5 protein-coding genes are annotated in these 22,845 nt (G+C 71.4%); all 5 read right to left on the bottom strand.

Annotated features, from left to right (window positions below; translation table 11 throughout):
- Nucleotides 1–36: 36 nt before the first annotated feature.
- The 5 genes from ACQPWZ_RS00680 to ACQPWZ_RS00700 are packed head-to-tail and all read right to left on the bottom strand — an operon-like array spanning nt 37 to nt 22,571.
- The gene (locus ACQPWZ_RS00680; protein ID WP_405567045.1) at nt 37–1,266 is read right to left on the bottom strand and encodes a cytochrome P450; all 1,230 of its coding nucleotides are present in this window, start codon (nt 1,264–1,266) and stop codon (nt 37–39) included.
- Nucleotides 1,263–8,462 (bottom strand): amino acid adenylation domain-containing protein, encoded by a 7,200-nt coding sequence (locus ACQPWZ_RS00685; RefSeq protein ID WP_433570247.1) that lies wholly within the window; start codon nt 8,460–8,462, stop codon nt 1,263–1,265. The genes ACQPWZ_RS00680 and ACQPWZ_RS00685 overlap by 4 nt, the downstream gene beginning before the upstream one ends.
- Entirely contained in the window at nt 8,459–16,369 is a 7,911-nt protein-coding gene (locus tag ACQPWZ_RS00690) for an amino acid adenylation domain-containing protein (RefSeq protein ID WP_433570248.1), read from the bottom strand. Before ACQPWZ_RS00690 ends, ACQPWZ_RS00685 begins: the two co-directional genes overlap by 4 nt.
- On the bottom strand, nt 16,366–16,962 hold the full coding sequence (locus ACQPWZ_RS00695) for a phosphopantetheine-binding protein (RefSeq protein WP_433570249.1): 597 nt from the start codon (nt 16,960–16,962) through the stop codon (nt 16,366–16,368). The genes ACQPWZ_RS00690 and ACQPWZ_RS00695 overlap by 4 nt, the downstream gene beginning before the upstream one ends.
- The gene (locus ACQPWZ_RS00700; protein WP_433570250.1) at nt 16,959–22,571 is read right to left on the bottom strand and encodes an amino acid adenylation domain-containing protein; all 5,613 of its coding nucleotides are present in this window, start codon (nt 22,569–22,571) and stop codon (nt 16,959–16,961) included. Before ACQPWZ_RS00700 ends, ACQPWZ_RS00695 begins: the two co-directional genes overlap by 4 nt.
- Between the last annotated feature and the right edge of the window lie 274 nt (nt 22,572–22,845).

A 22,845-nucleotide genomic window follows, 5' to 3' on the forward strand; every position in this document is an offset into this window, starting at 1 on the left:
GCGGGGCCGGTCCTGGATGGGGGGTGGCCGAAGCCGCTACGTGAGCCGCACCGGCAGCGATTGGAGGCTCCGGTTGAGGAGCGACGACTGCCAGTTCGCCCGGGCGCCGGCGAGCGCCAGGTCCGGCGCGGCGGCCAGGAGATCGGTGAGCGCTGCCCCGGCCACCAGCCGGGCCAGCGGCGCTCCCAGGCAGAAGTGCGCTCCTTGCCCGAATCCGAGGTGCGGATTCGGGTGCCGGCGCAGGTCCAGTTCGTCGGGGCGGTGAAACCGGGACGGGTCCCGGTTGGCCGCCGCGGTGACCAGGTAGAGCCGGTCTCCCGCCCGCAACAGCCGCTCGCCCAGCGAGAGATCGGTCTTCACCTGCCGGACGGACATCTTCGACGGCCCGTCGAAACGCAGCAGCTCCTCCACGGCACCGGCCGCCAACTCGGGCTCGGCGCGCAGCAGATCGAGCTGGTCGGGCCGGCGCAGCAGGTTCCACACCCCGACGGCGATCAGGTTGCTGGTGGTCTCCCCGCCGGCGAACGCGACATGGGTGAGCATCGCGACGAACTCGTCCTCACTGACGGAGTCACCGACCAGACCACTCTCCAGCGCCGCGCTGATCAGGTCGGCCTGCGGGTCGTCCCGCCGCCGACGGACCAGCCGCCGCAGATAGTCGAAGAGATCCAGCAGCGCCTGTTGGGAACTCTCGTGCTCCTCCGCGGACTGCACCGAGCCGAGGGCCAGGTCACCGACCTGGATCGCCCAGCGCTGGAACCGCTCGGTGTCCTCCGCCGGTACCCCCATCCAGGCCGCCGCCACGGTCGCCGGCAGAGGCCGGGCGAAGTCGGCCACCAGATCGGTGACGTCGCGGCCCTCACGGGCCCGGGCCGTCAGCCGGGCCACCGCCTCCTGCACCATCGGCCGGTTGCGGCGGATCTGCCGGGGGCCGAACGCGCCGCGGAAGACGCTGCGCAGCCGGCGGTGCTCGGGCGGGTCGACGAAGACCATCCAGCCGGCCATGATCCCAAAGGCGCGGGACGCCTCCGGGCTGAGCAGGTGCAGCGGTGTCTGGGCCAGCATCGGGGATATCCGGTCGGCGGATACCGCGGGGTCGCTGAAGCAGGCGGTCGCCTCGTCGTATCCGGTCACCAGCCAGGCCCGGTGGACCGGGCTCCAGTGCACGGGTGCGGTGGTGCGCAGGTGCGCGAAGTAGGGGAACGGATCGGCGACGATCTCGTCGTCCAGCAGGTAACGGTCGGTGACCTGACCGGTGGTGGTCATGCCCTGCGCTCCATCAACTCGGCGGCGAGGGCGGCGACAGCCGCGACCTCGGGATCGGCGACCATGCTCCGGTGGGTGCCGGGCAGGTGGTGGAGGGTGAGGCCCTCCGGGAACAGCTCGCGGCACCGCCGCTCGTAGGCCGGATAGCTCTCGCCCGCGACCACGGACGGGCGTCCGGGCCCGGCGTCCGCCGCCTCGGCGGTGACCAGCAGGTGCACCGGCCCGTAGTACGGATCGGGGCGGTAGGTGGAGGCGGCGCGCAGCAGTGCCGTCCACATCGCCACCGGCCAGTCGGCGCCCAGATCGGCCTCCGCACTGTTGACGCCGGCGGCCAGCAGCGTGGTCACCAGCTCCCGCTCCTGGCTGAGCCGGGCCGGGGTGCCCGGGGAGAGTTCACGGATCGCCTCGCGCATGGCGACGGCCCGGTCGAGCAGCTCGAGCGCCTCGGTGACGGCGAACATCCCGGCCTCGTCCGGCACGGCCGGCTCCAGCAGCAGCAGGGTGTCCACCTGCTCGCCCTGCGCGGTGAGCTGAATCGCCATCTCCTGGGCGATGTTGCCGCCCATGGACCAGCCGAACAGCGCGTACGGCCCCTCCGGCTGATGGGCCCGCATACGCCGCACGTAGTCCTCGGCCAGGCCCTGCATCGACTGGGCGTCGACGCCGCCGTCGATGCCCCGGGCCTGCAGCCCGATCACGGGCCGCCCGGGCGGGAGTGCCTTGGCCAGCGGGAGGTACCAGGCGACGCTGCCGCCGCTCGGGTGCACGCAGAACAGCGGACGTTGCGTGCCCTCGCGCAGCACGACGAGCACATCGCCTTCCCGGCGCAGCGCGGCTCCTTCGCCGGCTGGTTCCCGGGTGGCGATCGCGGCGGCGAGCGACGCCACGGTGGGGTGCTCCAGGAGGTCGGCGACGCCCACCGGCAGCCCGAGGTCGCAGGCGCGGGCGGCGACCCTGACGACGGCGAGCGAGCTGCCGCCGAGTTCGAAGAAGTCGTCGTGCACGCCGACCCGGTTCTGTCGCAGCGTCTCGGCCCAGAGCTTGGCCAGCCTCTCTTCGGTGTCGGTACGCGGCCCCACGTACGGGCGGTCCGTGACAGCGGGCCCGGTCGGTGCCGGCAGGGCCGCCCGGTCGAGCTTGCCGTTGGCCGTCACCGGCAGTTCGGCCATCGGCACGAACACCGTCGGCACCAGGTAGGCCGGGAGACGGTCGCGCAGCCAGCGGCGCAGCTCGTCGGCGGTGGGTGCGGCGACGCCGGCCGCCGGAACCAGGTAGGCCACGAGCCGCGCGTCACCCGGCTCGTCGGTGTGGGCGACCGCAGCCGCGACCGCCACGTCGGGCCGCGACGACAGCACCGCCTCGATCTCCCCGAGCTCGATCCGGCGGCCCCGGATCTTCACCTGGCCGTCGAGGCGTCCGCCGAACTCCAGGGTGCCGTCCGCCCGCCAACGTCCTCGGTCGCCGGTGCGGTAGAGCCGCCGTCCGCCGCCGCGGGGGTCGGGAACGAAGCGGTCCGCGGTCAGCCCGGCCTGCCCGGCGTAGCCGCGGGCGAGCGAGTCACCGCCGATGCAGAGCTCCCCGGCGACGCCGGCCGGGACGGGGTGGAGCTCGTCGTCGAGTACCAGGACGGTGGTGCGGTCCAGCGGCCGGCCGATCGGGACGCTGACCGCGTCCGCAGGGACGGTGCGCACCGGGTGGGTGGTGGCGACAAAGGTGCATTCCACCGGGCCGTAGCCGTTGGCGATGCGCATGTCCGACCAGCGGGTCCGCAGCTCGCGAACGTGTGTCGGCGACGCCGCCTCGCCCCCGAAGAAGATCTGCCGCAGTCCTCCCAGCTCCTCCAGTCCCTCCTCGACCACGAGGTTGAACAGTGTGGTGGTGAGGAATGCCGTGGTGACGCCGTGCCGGCGGATCGCGGCGACGATACCGGCCGGCGTGATGGGTTCCGCCGGGTAGACGGCACAGGTTCCGCCGGTCAGCAGTGGCCCGAAGATCTCGAAGATGGCCGCATCCCAGTTGAAGCTGCTCAGGTGCAGGACCGTATCGGCGGTGTCGAGGGCGATGTCCCGCTGATCCACCAGGGTGTCGACGATGGCCCGTTGCGGCAGGGCTATCCCCTTGGGCAGACCGGTGGAGCCCGAGGTGTAGAGCACACAGGCCAGGTTGTCGGTGTCCGGGCCGCGGTCCGGGTCGGTCGTCGGCTCGCCGTCGAAGCTCCCGCCGGCGAGGGTGATGACGGTGCCGGCCCGCTCGGGCACGACGTGGCGCCATGCGGGCTGGGCGAGCACCAGGTCCGCGCCGGTGTCGCGGATGAGCCGGTCCAGGCGGCGGCCCGGGTCGCGCGGGTCCATGGGCAGGTAGGCCGCCCCGGCCTTGAGGATGCCGAGCAAGCCCACGACGAGCTCGATGGAACGCTCCGCGCACAGCCCGACGACCGCCTCAGGTCCGGCACCGTGTCTGCGCAGATGGTGGGCGACGCGGTTGACCTGTGCGTTGAGCTGGGCGTAGGTCAACTCGCCGTCAGCGGTGGCAACGGCCACCCCGTCCGGGTGGGCGGCCACCTGGGCCTCGAAGACGGCCACCACGCTGCGCTCGTCACGGTCCCGGTCGGCGCTCTCCCCCGAACGGGGAGCCATCGCCTCGACCGGGATGCCGGGAACGCCCTCCGGGTCATCGACCATCGCGGTGAGCAGCGCGCAGTACGCGTCGGCGAGCCGTTCGACCTCGCCCTGCGACATGCGGCCGGCGTCGGACTCGAACGAAACGCCCCCGGGACCGGTGGTCACCATGAGTCCGAAGTTGGTGCGGGCTATCTCCTCGATCTCCTGCTTGTGCTCGCTGTCCAGGCCGTGGAAATGCACGTAGTTGAAGGCGGTGTCGACGAGCACCTCACCGGCCCACTGGCCGCGCTGCATCTCGGCCAGCGGGAAGCGGCGGTGCGGGATGACCTCCTGTTCCGCGGCGAAGACGTCCCGCAGCAGATCCACCCAGCTGGTGGCGGGGGAACGCACGCCGAACGGCACCACGTTGAGGAAGACGCCGCGCATCCCCTCCGACCCGGCCCGCTCCGGACGCCCGTTGGTGGCGAACCCGGTCGAGTAGGAGTCGCCGTCGGCAAGCTGCCCCATCAGGTGGTAATAGGCGGTGAACAGCACCGTCTTGCGGGGTACCCCGGCCCGGGCGGCGAGAGCGTCGATGCCCGCGTGCAGGTGGCCGTAGCTTCTCAGCGCCTCACAGGTGGACTTGTCCGCCTGGTCTCCGCCGGCCGAGCGCGGGAGCCGTACCGGCGGGAACGACTCCACCATGGCGTCCCAGAAGGCGTGCGCCGCAGGGTCGGCCACGGCTTCCCGTTCGAGTACCACGTACTCGGCGAAGCGGGGCACCGGGGCACCGGCCGGCGCTGCGGCCGCACCGGTGCGCTCCCGCCGGTGCCGGTCGATCAGCTCGGCGATGAGGGAGGTGAGGCTCCAGCCGTCCAGGACGGCGTGGCAGTCGGTGATGGTGAGCCGGTACTCGGCGTCGTTGAGCACGTGCACATGCAGCCGGATCAGCGGGGGGACGGACAGCTCGAACCAGCGCCCCGCCTCCGCGTTCAGATATCCCCGGACCCGGTCGGCCTGGGTGGCGTCGTCCAGCCCTCTCAGGTCGTCCACACCGACCGGGAGGTCGGCGTCCGGGTGCACCAGTTGCAGCGGCTCGTCGTAGCTGCTCCAGTCGAAACCGGTGCGCAGGATCTCGTACCGGCGGACCACCGCGTCGGCAGCACGCTGCATCACCTCGGCGTCGAACCCGGCCGGTTCCTGGACCCGGAAGCTGGTCACGTTGTGGTACGCGCCCTTGCCGGCGTCGGCCAGCAGCTCGTAGAGCATGCCCTGCTGCATCCGGGTCAGCGGGTAGGCGTCCTCCAGCCCTCCGGGCAGCCGGTCCCGGTCACCCGGCGCCACCATGGCGAACCGCTCCACGGGCACGGCGTGCCCAGGGGTGCCCCGCTGGTCGGCGGCCTGGTCCACGGCCCGGGCCAGCTCACCGAGCGCCTGGTGGGCGAAGACGTCGCGCAGCGCCACGGTCAGCCCGCGCCGCTCGGCCAGCCCCACCACGCGCAGGGCCAGGATGGAGTCACCGCCGAGGTCGAAGAACCGGTCGGTGACGCCGGGTCTCTGGATGCCGAGCGCGTCGCACCACACCTCCGCCAGCGCGCGCTCGGTGGGGGTCGCCGGCGGGACGTGGCGTCCGGCGGAGGTCAGGGTGGCGCCGTCGACAGCCGGCAGCCCCTTGCGGTCGACCTTGCCGTTGGCGGTCAGCGGCAGCGCCGGCAGCACGGTGAACGAGGCCGGCACCATCGGCTCGGGCAGTTGGCCGAGCAGCCACTGCCGCAGGTCGTCGCGGGCCGGCGCACCCTCGACGACCAGGTACGCGTGGAGCCGGTACTCGCCGGTGCGGGAACCGTGGGCCACCACGGCGGCCTGGTCGACAGCGGGGTGGCGCAGCAGCGCCGCCTCCACTTCGCCCAGCTCGATCCGGTGTCCGCGGATCTTCACCTGGTCGTCGGCGCGGCCCCGGTACTCCAGACGACCGTCGGGCAGATGACGGGCCCGGTCTCCGGTGCGGTAGAGCCGGGCACCCGGCCGGTCGCCGAACGGATCGGGAACCAGCCGGTCGGCCGTCAGCCCGGGCCGGCCGAGGTAGCCGCGGGCCGTCCCGGCGCCGCCGACGTACATCTCGCCGATGACACCGGCCGGGACGGGCCGCATGTGACGGTCCAGGACGTGGATCGTCAGGTCACCCAGCGCCCGGCCGATCGGCGAGACGGCCTCGCCGGTGAGGTCGGCGGCGGTCACCGTGTGGTGGGTGACGTGCACCGTGGTTTCGGTGATGCCGTACATGTTGACCAGCCGCACACCGGCACCGGGTCCGTCGAGCCATCCGTCGAGTTCGGGCAGGTCGAGCTTCTCCCCGCCGAGCACCACGGTCCGCACACCCAGGTCGGCGGGCCGCCGTTCGCCGAGGGCCGCGCGCAGGTTGCGGAACGCTCCGGGAGTCTGGCTGAGCACCGACACCCTCTCGGCCCCGAGCAGCGCGGCGAACCTCTCCGGGTCGCGGGCCGTGGCCTTGTCGACCAGGACGACGCTGCCGCCTCGGGTCAGGGCTCCCCACAGCTCCCAGACGGAGAAGTCGAAGGCGTACGAGTGGAACAGACTCCACACCCCGGCCTCCGGCAGATCAAGGGCGTCCTCGCAGGAGTCGAGGAGCCGGACCACCTGCCGGTGCGGGATGCAGACGCCCTTGGGGCGGCCGGTGGATCCGGAGGTGTAGATGATGTACGCGAGCGAGTCGGCGCTGCCGGCCGATGGCGGGTCCTCCACCGGTTCTCTGGCCAACGCCGGGTCGTCCAACCGCAGTTGACCGACGTTCACGGGCACCTGTTCGGCAAGGCCCGGGGAGACGACGGCGAGCCGGGGGCCGGCGTCGGCGACCATGTACTCCAGCCTGTCCCGCGGGTGTTCCGGGTCCAGCGGCAGATACGCGCCTCCGGCCTTGAGGATGCCGAGGATGCCGACGGCCAGGTCGAGGTCCCGGTTGACGCAGAGCCCGACCACCGACTCGGGGCCGACTCCGGCGGCGCGCAGCCGGTGGGCGAGCTGGTTGGCCCGCCGGTTCAGGCCGGCGTAGTCGAGCCGCTCCTCCCCGGCGACCACCGCGACGGCGTCCGGCCGGACGGCGGCGTGCCGCTCGAACCGCTCGTGGAGCAGGTCTTCGCAGTCGTACGAGCGCAGCGGGGCGGCCCATGCGGCGAGTTGACGGCGCTCGGGGTCCGGCAGCAGTTCCAGGTCGGACAGGGGCGTGTCCGGGTGGGCGAGGACCAACTGCAGGAGGCGCGTGTACTGGTCCGCCCAGCGGCGCACGGTCTCCGGGCGCCACAGATCGGAGCGGTGGAAGAACGCGGCGGCGAGACCCTCGGGGCGCCGGGCGGTCTGCAGGATCAGGTCGAATTTGACAGCGTCCACGTCGAGTTCGAACCGGATGCCGGTGACCTCGCCGAGGCGGACCGGCCGGTCATCGGCGTCGTCGTCCAGACTGAACATGGCCTGGAACAGCGGGGTGCGGTGGAGGTCCCGGTCGGGGCTGACCTCGTCGACGATCCGCTCGAACGGGACGTCCTGATGCTCGTACGCGCCGAGGGCGTCGTCGCGGACCCGGGCGAGCAGATCGGCGAAGGTCGGGTTCTCGGCCAGGTCGGCCCGCATGACCACGGTGTTGACGAAGAAGCCGATCAGGTTCTCGACCTCGGGCCGGCTCCGTCCGGCCACCGGGGTGCCGACACCGAAGTCGGTCTGCCCGCTCCACCGGCCCAGCAGCACCTCGAATGCGGCCAGGAGCGTCATGTACAGCGTCGCGTTGTGCTCGCGGCCGAGGCGCTCCAGGCCGAAGACCGTCTCGGGCTCCAGCGCGAACTCGCAGATGGCGCCGGCGGTGTCGCGCCTGCCGGGGCGGACGCGGTCGCTGGGAAGCTCCAGCGGCGGCAGCCCCGCCAGCCGGTTCCGCCAGTAGCCCAGCTCCCCGGCCGCCCGGTCCCCGGCGAGCTCGCGGCGCTGCCAGGCGGCGAAGTCGGCGTATCCGACCGGCAGTTCCGGCAGGGTTCCGCCGCCGTAGAGGGCTTCCAGGTCGCGCACCAGCACGCCCATCGACCAGCCGTCGGCGACGATGTGATGCATCGTCAGGAGGACCACATGGTCGGTGGCGCCAAGGCGCCACACCGTCACCCGGAACACCGGGCCGGCCGCCAGGTCGAACGGCTCGCGGGCCACTGCGTCCGCCGCCAGGGTGATGTCCTCGACGGTGCCGGCTTCGCGCCAGTCCACGCCGTCCCACGCCGGGTCGACGTGCCGGCTCACCACGCCGTCGACGACGGTGAAGCGGGTACGCAGGGTCTCGTGCCGCTCCACCAGGGCGTCGAACGCGGCGGAGAGCCGGCCGCGGTCCAGCGGCCCGGTCAGACGCCAGGCCACCGGAATCGTGTACGCCGGGCCGGGCCCTTCCAGCCGGTCGAGGAAGACCAGGCGCTCCTGCCCGAACGACACCGGAAGGTCGCTGGTGCCGGTGGAGCGGGTGATCCCGTCCGGAGCCGTGCGGTTCTCCGCGCGCCCCGCCAGCCGCTGGTGGAGCAGCTCCAGCTGCATGGGTGTGAGGCCGTTCACGGCGTCTCCTTCAGTTTCTGGGCAAGTCTGGTGATGGTCCGGGCCTCGAAGAAGGCGCGGAGGGTGACCGCGGTGTCGAGCCGGGACCGCAGACGGGAGATGACTCTCAGCGCGGTCAGCGAGTGGCCGCCCAGGGCAAAGAAGTCGTCCTCGACGCCGACGTCGGGCCGGTCGAGCAGCTCCGCCCACACCTCGGCGATGATCTTCTCGACGGCGGTGCGCGGTGCGACATGCCCGGAGTCGCTCTCCGGGGCGGTGGCGGTGATCTCCGGCAGCGCGTGCCGGTCGACCTTGCCGTTGGCGAGCAGCGGCAGGCAGTCCAGGACCAGCAGTTCCGTGGGGATCATCGCGTACGGCAGACGGGACTCCAGGTGCGTCCGCAGCTCGGCCACCGATACGGCGGCCCCGGGGGAACGCTGCGCATAGCCGCTGAGTTTCCAGCCGTTCGGGCCGTCGGGGCGCGCGACCACGGCCGCCGAACCCACGGCGGGATGCGTGGCGAGACACGCTTCCACTTCGCCCGGTTCGATCCGCACGCCTCGGACCTTCACCTGGCGGTCCAGTCGGCCGCGGAACTCCAGTGTCCCGTCGGCCAGTCGGCGGGCGGCGTCGCCGGTCCGGTACATCCGGGCTCCGGGCGGGCCGGACGGGTCGGGTACGAAGGACCGCGCGGTCGTGCCGGCCTGGTTGCGGTAGCCGCGGGTCACTCCGGCGCCGCCGATGTGCAGTTCCCCGAACACCCCGACCGGCACGGGTCGCAGTGCCTCGTCGAGCACGTGCACGGTGGTGGTCGGCATGGGCCGCCCGATGGACACCGTCTCCTCCCGCACCGCCGGATCCAGGTCTTCCCATGTGGTGGTGAGGGTGCACTCGGTCGGGCCGTACTGGTTGACCACCCTGCGCAGCCCCGGCAGCGCCGCATGCAGGCGGGCCAGCAGTGCCGGGGTGCAGGGCTCGCCGCTGAGCACCAGCAGCCGCAGCTCCGGCAGGCTCGCGGCGGTGAGGTCGCCGCCGTCGAGAAGCTGGTGCAGCAGGGACGGCACCATGCTGAGGACGGCCGTCGGCGCGGGCCGGCCGGTCAGGTCGGTGGCGAGGGTGGACAGGTCGGGCTGCCCGGCCATCAGCACGGTCGCGCCGACGGTCAGCGGGCCGATGCAGTCCCGCAGAAACGCGTCGAAGGACGCCGATGCACGCTGGAGCACGACATCGTCCTGGCCCAGCTCGTAGTGGTCGAGAACGGTGTCGAGGTGGCCGGTGAGGCCGGCGAACTCGACCAGGACACCCTTCGGTTGTCCGGTCGAACCGGAGGTGTAGACGACATACGCGAGGGTGCCCGGGTCGCAGGACAGCGCCGGCGCAGTGGTCGGACACCGGCCGAGCGCCGGATCGGTGATCATGTCCTCGTCGACGACCAGCCGGGCTCCGGCATCGGCGCCGATCCGCGCGAGGCGGCGTGCGGGCAGGTCGGGGTCGAGTCCGACGAACGCTCCGCCGGCCTTCCAGATGCCGAGCACGCCCACCACGGTGTCGATCCCGCGGGGCAGGCGCAGTCCGACCCGGGTCTCCGGACCCACGCCCCGGCCGATGAGGTGGTGGGCGAGCTGGTTGGCCCGCCGGTCCAACTCGGCGTAGGTGACCTCACCATCGCCGCAGATCACAGCCGTCGCGTCGGGGGTGTCCCGGACCTGGTCGGCGATCCGTTCCAGCAGCGGCCGGGGCACGGCGGGACGCGGTGTCACGACCCCGGGCGCCGCGGCCGGCGGGGCCAGCGGCAGGTCACCGGTGCGTGCCGCGGGATCGGCCACAACGGCGCGCAGCAGCAGACTGAACGCCTCGGCCATCCGCCGGATCGTGGCGGTGTCGAAGATGTCGGTGGTGTAGTCGATCGCGCCGGCCAGCCCGTCGGGGCGTTGCACCAGTTCCAGGGTGAGGTCGAGCTTGGCCGCCCCCCGGTCGACGGGGACCGCCGTACCCGCGGCCGGGCCCAGCCGCAGAGTGTCCAGGCTCCAGTCGTTGAAGCTGAACATGGCCTGGAACAGCGGGGAGCGGCTGAGGTCCCGCTCCGGGCGCAGCTCCTCCACCAGACGACCGAACGGCATCTCCTGGTGCTCATAGGCGCTGAGAGCGTCGCCGCGGACCCGGCCGAGCAACTCGGTGAACGAGGGATCACCGCTCACGTCGGCCCGCAGCACCACGGTGTTGAGGAAGAACCCGACGACATCGCGGACCTCGGGCCTGCCGCGGCCGGCGACGGGGGTGCCGACGCCGAAGTCGCTCTGCCCGCTCCACCGGCCGAGCAGCACCTGATAGGCGGCGAGCAGGGTCATGAACAGTGTCGCGCCGTGCTCCCGGCTCAGCCGTTCCAGTCCGGCGACCAGTTCCGCGTCGACCGTGAACTCCACCGAGCCTCCGGACCCGTTGCGGCGGGTGGGGCGGGGACGGTCGGTGGGCAGCTCGAGCGTCGGCAGGCCGGCCAGCCGCTGCCGCCAGTGCGTCAGCTCCCCCGCCAGCCGTTCCCCGGTGAGCCGGCCGCGTTGCCACACCGCGAAGTCGGCGTAGCGCACCGGCGGACGGGACGGCTCGACGCCGTCGTAGCAGGCCTCCAGCTCGCGGATCAGCAGACCCATGGACCAGCCGTCGGACACGGCGTGGTGCATGGCCATCAGCAGCACGTGCTCGTTGTCGCCGGCGTGCCACACCACGGCCCGGAACAGCGGCCCGGTGGTGAGATCGAACGGCTCGCGCGCTTCGTCCCTGACCGCCCTGACGGCGTCGGTGACCGTACCCGCCTCGCGCCAGGTGACTCCCTCCCAGTCGGGGACGATGTCCTGCAACGCCACGCCGTCCACCAGCGTGAACCGGGTGCGCAGCACCTCGTGCCGCGCGACCAGGGCGTCGAACGCGGCGGACAGCCGGTCGCGGTCCAGCGGTCCGCTCAGGCGCCAGGCGACCGGAATCGTGTACGCCGGGCCGGCACCCTCGAGGCAGTCCAGGAACACCAGCCGCTCCTGCCCGAAGGAGACCGGCAGTCCCGTGGTGCCGGCGCCCCGGACAATGGGGGCGCCGACCTGTTCGGCGTCGGCGAGGAGGCGGGCCAGGCCCGCGATGGTGCGGGCGGTGAACAGGTCGCGGAAGGTCATCTCCCGGCCAGTACGCTCGGCGACCGCGCCGACCAACTTGATGGCCAGCAGCGAGTGCCCCCCGAGGGCGAAGAAGTCGTCGTCCATGCCGGGCTCGGCTGTACCGAGGACCTCCGTCCATGCCTCGGCGAGTTGCCGTTCCAGCTCACAGGCCGGCTCCCGCCGTCCGGTGGTCGGGGCGTACGCCGGTTCCGGCAGCGCGGCCCGGTCCACCTTGCCGTTGCGGGTCAGCGGCAGTTCGTCGAGCACGACCACGGCGGCCGGTACCAGGAACGCCGGCAGGCTCTCGCCGATGAACCCGCGCAGATCACCCAGTTCGGCGGGATCGGCCACGACGTACGCGCAGAGGCTGAGGGCGCCGCTGCGGTCGGGACGGGCCACCACGACGGTGTCCCGCACGGCCGGGTGCCGCCGTATCGCGGTCTCGATCTCGCCCGGCTCGACCCGGAAGCCGCGTACCTTGACCTGCCCGTCGGCGCGGCCGACGAATTCCAGGCGGCCTTGTGCCGTCCACCGCACCAGGTCGCCGGTGCGGTAGACCCGGCCGCCGGGCGGGCCGAACGGGTCGGGCAGGAACCGGTCGGCGGTGCGGTGTGCCGCGCCGAGGTACCCGCGGGCCAGTCCGGAGCCGCCGAGGAGCAGTTCTCCGACGACACCGACGGGGACCGGACGCAGCCGCTCGTCGACCACGTACGCGGTGGTGTTGTTCATGGGGCGGCCGATCGGCACGGACGCGGCGGCGGCCGGTGCCGTGACCTCGTGCCAGGTGCCGAAGGTGGTCGACTCGGCCGGGCCGTACATGTGCAGCAGTCGGCCGGGCCCGCCGTGGGCGAGCAGGGCGTCCACGGTGTGCGGGTCGGCGGCCTCGCCGCCGAAGAGCACGTGCCGCAGTCCGCCGAGAGCGCCGGGCCGCTCCTGGACGACCTGGTTGAACAGCGCGGTGGTGAGGAACAGGGTGGTGACCCGGTGCCGGGTGAGGTGCGCCGCAAGGGCTGCGGGCGACAGCGCGACATCCGGCGGGGTGACCACCAGGGTCGCTCCGGCAACCAGGGTGGCCCACACCTCGAAGGTGGCAGCGTCGAAGACGGGACTGGCTGCGAACGCCACGCGGTCGTCCGGCCCGAGGGTGAGGTAGCCGCCCTCGTGGACGGTACGGACCAGCCCGCGGTGGGTGATGCCGATGCCCTTGGGCCGCCCGGTGGAACCGGAGGTGTAGACGACGTAGCCGAGGCTGTCCGGGGAGACGCTCACCTCGGGTGCGGTGTCCGGCAGCCGGCCGATCTCGACGGCGTCCGCGGCAAGATCGACGACCCTCAGGCCCAGGCCGTCCGCCGACAGGTGGCCGGCGGAGGTGATGAGCAGCGTGGCGGCGGTGTCGTCGAGCATGTGCCGGCTGCGCTCGGCGGGCTGGTCCGCGTCGAGCGGCACATAGGCGCCGCCGGCCTTCAGCACCGCGAGCTGGGCGAGGACGAGGTCCGCGCAGCGGGGCAGGCTGACCGCCACCACGGTCTCCGGACCCACGCCGAGACCGAGCAGGTGCCGGGCCAGCCGATTGGCCCGCCGGTCCAGTTGGGCATAGGTCCAGACGGATGCGCCGTCCACCACGGCCGGCTCGTCACCCCGGTCGGCCGCCTGGTCGGCGACGAGCTGGTGCAGGGCGCGCGCAGGGATCGCCGGCGTGGGAGCGGTGCCCAGCTCGACGAGGCGGACGCGGGCGTCGGCGTCCAGGACGTCCCAGTCGTCCAGCCGGCCCTCGGCGTCCTCGGCGAGGGTGAGCAGCAGCCGGCGGTACCCGTCGGCGATCCGCTCCACCGTCGCCGGGTCGAACAGGCAGGTGGCGTACTCGATCAGGCCCGTGCAGGAGCCGTCGGCGGCCTGATCGACGAAGAGGGTGAGGTCGAATTTCGCGGTCCGCCAGCCGAGCGGGATCTCCTCGGCCGGCATCCCGGGCACTCGCAGGGCCGTGGCGGAGGTGTCCCGCAGCGCGAACATGGTCTGGAACACGGGCGTGCGGCTGAGGTCCCGCTCCGGGCGCAGTTCCTCCACCACCCGTTCGAACGGCACGTCTTGGTGCTCGTATCCCCCGAGGGTGGCCTCCCTGACCCGGCCGAGCAGCTCGGCGAAGGTGGGGTCGCCGCTGAGATCGGCCCGCACCGCAAGGGTGTTGACGAAGAAGCCGACGACGTTCTCCACCTCGGATGTCGAGCGGCCGGCGACCGGCGTGCCCACGACGAAGTCGGTCTGCCCGCTCCACCGGCCGAGCAGGACCTGAAACGCCGTCAGCAGCACGGTGTGCAAGGTGGCGGCGTCGGTCCGCGCACGCCGGGTCAGCGTGCGCAGAGCCTCCTGCGGCAGCTCGAACCGGTGGGTGGCGCCTTCGGTGCCGAGCACCATCGGCCGTGGCCGGTCGGTGGGGAGCTCCAGGGCGGGACCCCCGGCCAGGGTGGTGCGCCACCACTCCAGTTCGCCGGCCAGCCGGTCCGGGGTGAGGGCGGCGCGCTGCCAACGGGCGAAGTCGGCGTACCGCACGGGCGGCGCCGGCGGGGTGACGCCTGCGTACAGGTCGCCCAGCTCGCGGGCGATGACGCCCAGGGACCAGCCGTCGGCGACGATGTGGTGCAGCACCAGCAGCAGCACGTCGTGCCCGGGGAGCCTGATCAGGACGGCCCGCCAGACGGGCCCGGCAGCCAGGTCGAACGGGCGGCGGATCTCGGCGAAGGCGAGGTCGTCGTTCCATTCGCCGGCGTCGACGCGGCGCAGGTCCACCAGGGGTTCGGGCGCGACGACGGGTGCGCGGTCGACGCCCGGGAAGCGGGTGCGCAGGGCGTCGTGCCGTGCGGCCAGTCGTTCCAGGGCGCGGCGCAGGACGCCTTCGTCGAGCCGGCCGTCCATCCGCCAGGCGACGGGGATGGCGTAGGTGGAGCTGTCCGGGTTCATCTGCTCGAGGAACAGGAGCCGTTCCTGCCCGAAAGAAGGGACGACGGGCTCGTCGTCGCCTCCCCGGGTGAGGGCGGGTGCCGGGGCGGCGTTGCCGTCGGGTTCCACGGTGACCGTGTCGGCGAGTTCGGCGATGGTGAGTCCGGCGAACAGGGCGCGCATCGAGATGTCGACACCCGCCTCCTCGCGCAGCCGGGAGATGAGCCGCACGGCGAGCAAGGAGTGGCCGCCGAGTGCGAGGAACGCGTCGTCGACACCGATCCTCGCGACACCGAAGACCGATGCCCACACGGCTGCCAGCTTCTCCTGGACGGGGGTCTCGGGAGCCCGGTACGGGGTGGCCAGGTCGGGGCGGTCCGGGGCCGGCAGGGCCTTGCGGTCCAGCTTTCCGCTGGAGGTCAGCGGCAGCTCGGCCAGCTCCACGAAGGTGGACGGCACCATGTAGGCGGGCAGCAGACCGGCCAACTGCTCGCGCAGTACGGCGATGTCGAGATCGGCTCCGACGACGTAGGCGACGAGCCGTTGTTCGGCGGCCGAGCCGGCGGCCACCACCACACCGGCACGCACGCCGGGCAGTTCGTTGAGCACGGCCTGGATCTCGCCGAGCTCGACCCGGTTGCCGGCGAGCTTCAGCTGCTCGTCGACCCGGCCGAGGTAGTCGACCACGCCAGGGCGGTGCCAGCCGGCCAGGTCGCCGCTGCGATACATCCGTGCGCCGGGCTGACCGTAAGGGTCGGGCAGGAAGCGTTCCGCGGTGAGCCCCGGCTGCCCGGAGTAGCCGCGGGCGAGCTGCACTCCCGCGAGGTACAGCTCCCCGGGTCCGTCTCCCGGCGCCGGGCGCAGGTCGTCGTCGAGGATGTAGAGCTGCGTGTTGGCCACTGCCGCGCCGATCGGCACGTTGGCGCCGGGCCAGTCGGGCCTGCACTGCCAGGCACTCACTTCGATGGACGCCTCGGTCGGGCCGTAGAGGTTGTGCAGTTCGACGTGGGACAGGACGCGCAGCACCCGGTTCTGCAGGTCGGTGGGGAGCGCCTCGCCGCTGGTCATGATGCGATGGACGCTGCGGCATCCCTCCACACCTCGCTCGCCGATGAACAGGGCGAGCATGGTGGGGATGAAGTGGACGGTGGTGATCTCGCGCCGCTGGATCAGCTCGACGAGGTAGCCACTGTCGCGGTGTCCGCCGGGTTTGGCGATGACCAGACGGGCGCCGACGGTGAGCGGCCAGAACAGCTCCCACACCGAGACGTCGAAGGCGTACGGGGTCTTCTGGAGCACGCGCTCGTCGGACGTCATGCCGTACTCGTGCTGGCCCCAGACCAGGCGGTTGCAGACACCCCGGTGCTCGGCCACCACTCCCTTGGGCCGGCCGGTGGACCCGGAGGTGTACATGACGTAGGCGGCGTTGCGCCCGTCGACGACGACGCCACAGGGCTCGTCGGACTCGCCGGCAGTGCCGGCCAGGGTCACCTCGGGCAGTCCGGGCCGGCCGAGATCGCAGTCCATGCCGGGGCCGCGGACGAGCGCGACCGCGCCGGCCTGCCCGACCATGTAGGCCAGGCGCTCGGTGGGCAGTTCGAGGTCCAGCGGCAGATACGCGGCGCCGCTCTTGAGGATGCCCAGCAGGGAGACGACCAGGTCAAGGGAGCGCTGGGCGCCGACGGCGACGACGGTCTCCGGTCCGGCGCCGTGCCGGCGCAGCGCGTGGGCGAGCCGGTTGGCCCGCCGCTCCAGCTCCCGATAGGTCAGTTCCTCGCCGTCGAACTCCAGGGCAATTCCGTCAGGGGTACGTCTGACCTGGGCCTCGACCAGCCCGTGCATCGTGCTCATGCCTGCTGCTCCTTCAGTGCCTGCTCGACGTCCTCGCCGGTCATCCCTGCGATCTCCCGCATCAGCTGTTCCTCGACCGCGGCGGCGAGCCGGGTCACGGTCGGCCGCTCGAAGAGGGTCCGCACGCCGATGTCGCAGCCGAATGCCGCTCGTAGTCGGATGACGACCCGGGTGGCGAGGAGGGAGTGGCCGCCGAGGTCGAAGAAGTTGTCGTGGATGCCGATCCGGTCGACCTGGAGGACTTCCTTCCAGACGTCGGCGATGGCCTGTTCGGTCGGGTTGCGCGGGCCGACATACTCCCCGGACAGGGCCGGGCGGTGCCCGTCGGGGTCGGGAAGCCGGTCACGGTCGACCTTGCCGCCCACCGTCCGCGGCAGCTCGTCCAGCAGGATCAGCACCGCCGGCACCATGTACTCCGGCAGTCGCTCCCCCAGCCACTCCCGCACCTGATCCGTCACCACGCCCCGCTGCCCGGCCACATAAGCGACCAGACGGTCCTGCCACACCACCACAACCGCGTCACGGACCAGCGGATGCTCCCGCAACCGGGACTCCACCTCACCCACCTCGACCCGGAAACCACGCACCTTCACCTGGCCATCGGTACGGCCGCAGAAGTCCAGGAACCCCTCACGCCACCGCACCAGATCCCCCGTCCGGTACAGCCGGCCCCCGCCTCACCACCGAACGGATCCGGCACGAACCGGTCCGCCGTCAACCCCGCGCGACCCACATACCCACGCGCCAACTGACCGCCACCGATGAACAACTCACCCACAGCACCCACCGGCACCTCGGACAACCGCTCGTCCAGCACATACAGACAGCGATCCCCCACCGCACGCCCGATCGGCACACTGCCCCCGCACCCCACCCCCGCCGGCACATCGAACACCGTCGACGAAATCGTCGCCTCCGTCGGACCGTAGGTATTGACCACGGCCATGTCGGGGAAGTGCGAGGTCCACCAGGCGAGGTCGGCCGGCCGGACGGTGTCACCGCCGAGGACGAGCAGCCGCAGCCGGTCGGGGCTCCAGGCGGGGTGGGTGGTGCCGGCCGCGGAGAGTTCGGCGATCAGTTCGGTGAGATACCCGGGAACCACCTCCATCACCGTGACGCGGTACTGGTCGAGGTCGGTGAGGAGCTGGGAGGGAGCGACGAGGCCGTGCTCCGGGAGCACCAGCGCGGCCCCGCACGTCAACGCCGGGAAAATCTGCTCCACCGACGCATCGAACGCCAACGCCGCAAACTGCAGAACCCGATCCGCCGCACCAAGACCGAACCGACGCCGCATCCGCGACACATGCCCCGCCATCGACCCCCGGGACACCCCCACACCCTTCGGCCGCCCCGTCGAACCCGACGTATAGATCACATACGCCAACTGACCATCCACCACCGCAACCCCAGGATCATCATCCCGGCCCCCGTCCGGCAACGGACCCTCCAACACCACACCAGCACCCACATCCGAACGGACGAACTCCACCCGCTCCGCAGGCCACGCCGGATCCAACGGCACATACACACCACCGGCCTTCAACACACCCAACACCGCAACGAGCATGTCCACACCCCGCCGCAGCCGCACCCCCACCGGCACCTCAGCCCGCACACCCCGACCCAGCAACCACCAAGCAACCCGGTTCGCCCGCGCATTCAACTCCGCATACGACACCACCACATCACCCGCAACAACCGCCACCCCCTCAGGAACACACCCCACCCGCTCCTCGAACAACACCACCGGATCCCCCGACAGACCCGACGACACCTCACCCGCACCCCAACGACGCAACACACCCAACTCACCCGCCGGCAAACCCAAACCACTCACCCGAACACCCGGCGAACCCACCACCCGCGCCAACAACACCCGACACCGCTCCACCAACCGACCGATCGACACCTCATCGAACACATCAGTCCGGTACTGCACGAAGCCGCCGGCGGCACCCGGGTCGGTGGTGAAGGTGAACATCAGGTCGTACTTGGTGACGTCGAAGGGAATGTCTGCGGGGTGCAACGTCGCGGCGCCCAGTCGCGGCGCCGCGATGGAGCGGACCTCGAGGTCGAACATGGTCTGGAACAGCGGCGAGCGGCTGGGGTCGCGGTCCGGCCGGAGTTCCTCCACCACCCTTTCGAAGGGCACGTCCTGGTGGTCGAGTGCGTCGAGCATGTGGTCACGGACCCGGGCGAGCAGCTCGGTGAAGGTGGGGTCTCCGGCCAGATCGGCACGCATGACCAGGGTGTTCACGAACAGCCCGATCACACCCTCGACCTCAGGACGACCACGACCGGCAACCGGCGTCCCCACCCCGAAATCACACTGCCCGCTCCACTGACCCACCAACACCTGAAACGCAGCCAGCAACGTCATGTACAACGTCGCATTGTGCTCCCGCCCCAACCGCTCCAACCCTGCAACCAACTCCGGATCAAGAGAGAACTCCTTCGTCCCACCCACCCACGACGGCTGCACCGGACGCGCACGATCAACCGGCAACTCCAACACCGGCAACCCCGACAACCGCTCCCGCCAATACCCCAACTCCCCCGCAACACCATCCCCACCGAGCTCACGCCGCTGCCAATCGGCGTAGTCGGCGTACTGCACCGGCAGATCGGGCAGGCTTTCGCCGGCGTACAGATCACCCAGCTCGCGGACGAGCACGCCCATCGACCAGCCGTCGGAGACGATGTGATGCATCGCCAGTACCAGTAGGTGATCGGTGGCGTCGAGCTGCCAGACCATGGCCCGGAACAGCGAGCCGGTGGCCAGGTCGAACGGCCGGTGCAGTTCCTCGCCGGCGTGCCTGATCGCCGCATCGAGCGGATCGGACACAGCGCGCAGGTCGTACCAGGCTGCTGCGGCCTCCATCCCGGTGGTCACGCGCTGCACGGGCTGCGCGTCGACCAACGGGAAGGTGGTGCGCAGTGACTCGTGCCGGTCGACGAGCTGTCGTAGCGCTCGGTCGAGGCGTTCCCGGTCGAGGCCTCCGTCGACCCGCCAGGCCAGGGCGGCCATGTAGTCCGGGGCATCGGGGTCGAGCCGGTTGAGGAACCAGAGACCTTCCTGGGCGAAGGAGAGCGGGAAGTCCCCGCTGCGGACCACCTTGCCGATCCGCGGCACCGGCCTGGACGGCGCCGGCGGCAGGGCGGCGACGAACTCGGCGATCGTCGGGTGCTCGAAGAAGTCGCGCATGTCGACGGGCCGTTCCAGCGCCTTGCCCAGGCGTGCCACGGCGAGCGTCACGAGGAGGGAGTGGCCGCCGAGGTCGAAGAAGTTGTCGTGGATGCCGATCCGGTCGACCTGGAGGACTTCCTTCCAGACGTCGGCAATGGCCTGTTCGGTCGGGTTGCGCGGGCCGACGTACTCCCCGGACAGCGTCGGACGGTGCCCGTCGGGGTCGGGAAGCCGGTCACGGTCGACCTTGCCGCCCACCGTGCGCGGCAGCTCGTCCAGCAGGATCAGCACCGCCGGCACCATGTACTCCGGCAGTCGCTCCCCCAGCCACTCCCGCACCTGATCCGTCACCACGCCCTGCTGCCCGGCCACATAAGCGACCAGACGGTCCTGCCACACCACCACAACCGCGTCACGGACCAGCGGATGCTCCCGCAACCGGGACTCCACCTCACCCACCTCGACCCGGAAACCACGCACCTTCACCTGGCCGTCCGTACGACCGCAGAAGTCCAGGAACCCCTCACGCCACCGCACCAGATCCCCCGTCCGGTACAGCCGGCCCCCCGCCTCACCACCGAACGGATCCGGCACGAACCGGTCCGCCGTCAACCCCGCGCGACCCACATACCCACGCGCCAACTGACCGCCACCGATGAACAACTCACCGACCGCACCCACCGGCACCTCGGACAACCGCTCGTCCAGCACATACAGACAGCGATCCCCCACCGCACGCCCGATCGGCACACCGCTCCCGCACCCCACCCCCGCCGGAACATCGAACACCGTCGACGAAACCGTCGCCTCCGTCGGACCGTAGACGTTCAGCAGAGGAACATCGGGGTAGCGGTCCGACCACGTCCGCGCCTCGGCCGGGCGCAGTACGTCACCGCCGAGGATCATCAGCCGGAGCGCGCCCAGTGCGTTCCCCTCCCGTTCGGCCAGCCGGTCGACCAGCTCTCCGAAGTACGCCGGAGGCAGATTGGCGACGGTGACGCGGTACTGGTCGAGGTCGGTGAGGAGCTGGGAGGGAGCGACAAGACCGTGCTCCGGGAGCACCAGCGCGGCCCCGCACGTCAACGCCGGGAAAATCTGCTCCACCGACGCATCGAACGCCAACGCCGCAAACTGCAGAACCCGATCCGACGCACCCAGACCGAACCGACGCCGCATCCGCGACACATGCCCCGCCATCGACCCACGAGACACCCCCACACCCTTCGGCCGCCCCGTCGAACCCGACGTATAAATCACATACGCCAACTGACCATCCACCACCGCAACCCCAGGATCATCATCCCGACCCCCGTCCGGCAACGGACCCTCCAACACCACACCAGCACCCACATCCGAACGGACGAACTCCACCCGCTCCGCAGGCCACGCCGGATCCAACGGCACATACACACCACCGGCCTTCAACACACCCAACACCGCAACGAGCATGTCCACACCCCGCCGCAGCCGCACCCCCACCGGCACCTCAGCCCGCACACCCCGACCCAGCAACCACCAAGCCACCCGGTTCGCCCGCGCATTCAACTCCGCATACGACACCACCACATCACCCGCAACAACCGCCACCCCCTCAGGAACACACCCCACCCGCTCCTCGAACAACACCACCGGATCCCCCGACAGACCCGACGACACCTCACCCGCACCCCAACGACGCAACACACCCAACTCACCCGCCGGCAAACCCAAACCACTCACCCGAACACCCGGCGAACCCACCACCCGCGCCAACAACACCCGACACCGCTCCACCAACCGACCGATCGACACCTCATCGAACACATCAGTCCGATAGACGAGAGTCATCGCCATCTCGTCGTCGCGCGGCTGAGCGAACAGCGACACCGCGAACAGGGCCCGGGGGCGGTCGGTCTCGTAGTCGGTGAATCGGAGCGTTCCGATGCCCTGGTCGTCCGGGACGTTCTGCATCGCGAACCAGGTGTCGATCAGCGAGTCGGTGTCGGAGCGCTCCGGTCGCAGTTCCCGGACGACCTGCTCGTAGGGCACGTCCTGGTGGTCGAGTGCGTCGAGTGTGTGGTCACGGACTCGGGCGAGCAGTTCGACGAAGGTGGGGTCTCCGGCCAGATCGGCACGCATGACCAGGGTGTTCACGAACAGCCCGATCACACCCTCGACCTCAGGACGACCACGACCGGCAACCGGCGTCCCCACCCCGAAATCACACTGCCCGCTCCACTGACCCACCAACACCTGAAACGCAGCCAGCAACGTCATGTACAACGTCGCATTGTGCTCCCGCCCCAACCGCTCCAACCCTGCAACCAACTCCGGATCAAGAGAGAACTCCTTCGTCCCACCCACCCACGACGGCTGCACCGGACGCGCACGATCAACCGGCAACTCCAACACCGGCAACCCCGACAACCGCTCCCGCCAATACCCCAACTCCCCCGCAACACCATCCCCACCGAGCTCACGCCGCTGCCAATCGGCGAACTCCGTGTAGGGGAGGCTCAGCTCGGGCAGGGTGTCTCCGTCGTAGAGCGCGCCGAGGTCGCGGACGAAGAGGGAAATCGACCAGCCGTCGGAGACGATGTGATGCATGGCCGCCAGCAGCACGTGCTCGGTGTCGCTCAGCCGCCACACCACGACGCGGAACAGCGGACCTGTGGTCAGGTCGAACGGTTCGCCGGCCTCGGCCGCGGCTTCCGTTTCCACCTCGGCAGCGGTGGCGGCGTCACGCCAGTCGATCCGGGCGTCGAGACGGTCGGCGACGAGGACGCGAGGGGTGCCGTCGCGCTCGACGAACCTCATCCGCAGCGACTGGTGACGGGCCACGAGGCGGGACAGGGCGAACTCCAGGCGTTCCCGGTCGAGCGGGCCGTGCACGTGCCACATGGGGGTCGCCACGTACGCGGTGCTTCGCCCGCCCTCCAGCCGGTCCAGGAACCACATGCGGTCCTGCGCGAAGGACAGAGCGTGGTCGACCTCGGCGCACCCTTCCGGCCCGAGATTCGTCTTCCCTGTCTGCACCGCAGCTCCTCTCACCCCACCAGCGCTCGCGCTTGGTGTCGTCCCCCGTCGGCCGAGCTGTTCCCGGTCCGCATCGGCCGCCTCCGGCCGCCTGGGAAAAGTCCCGGCACCTGGCCGCGGGCCCGTGGACAACAACATCACCGCGGCGGCGCCCGCGTCTTGAGTCATCACTACTCGCATCGCCACGACGGGACGCCCTGCACGACTCATCTCCCGGCAGGAGAGCGGCCGTCGGCGCGCCGACGAACACACGCAGGGCCGGCCCCACGACGTA

The organism is Streptomyces sp. CA-251247 (assembly GCF_050952975.1).
GTDB classification, from domain to species: Bacteria; Actinomycetota; Actinomycetes; order Streptomycetales; family Streptomycetaceae; genus Streptomyces; species Streptomyces achmelvichensis.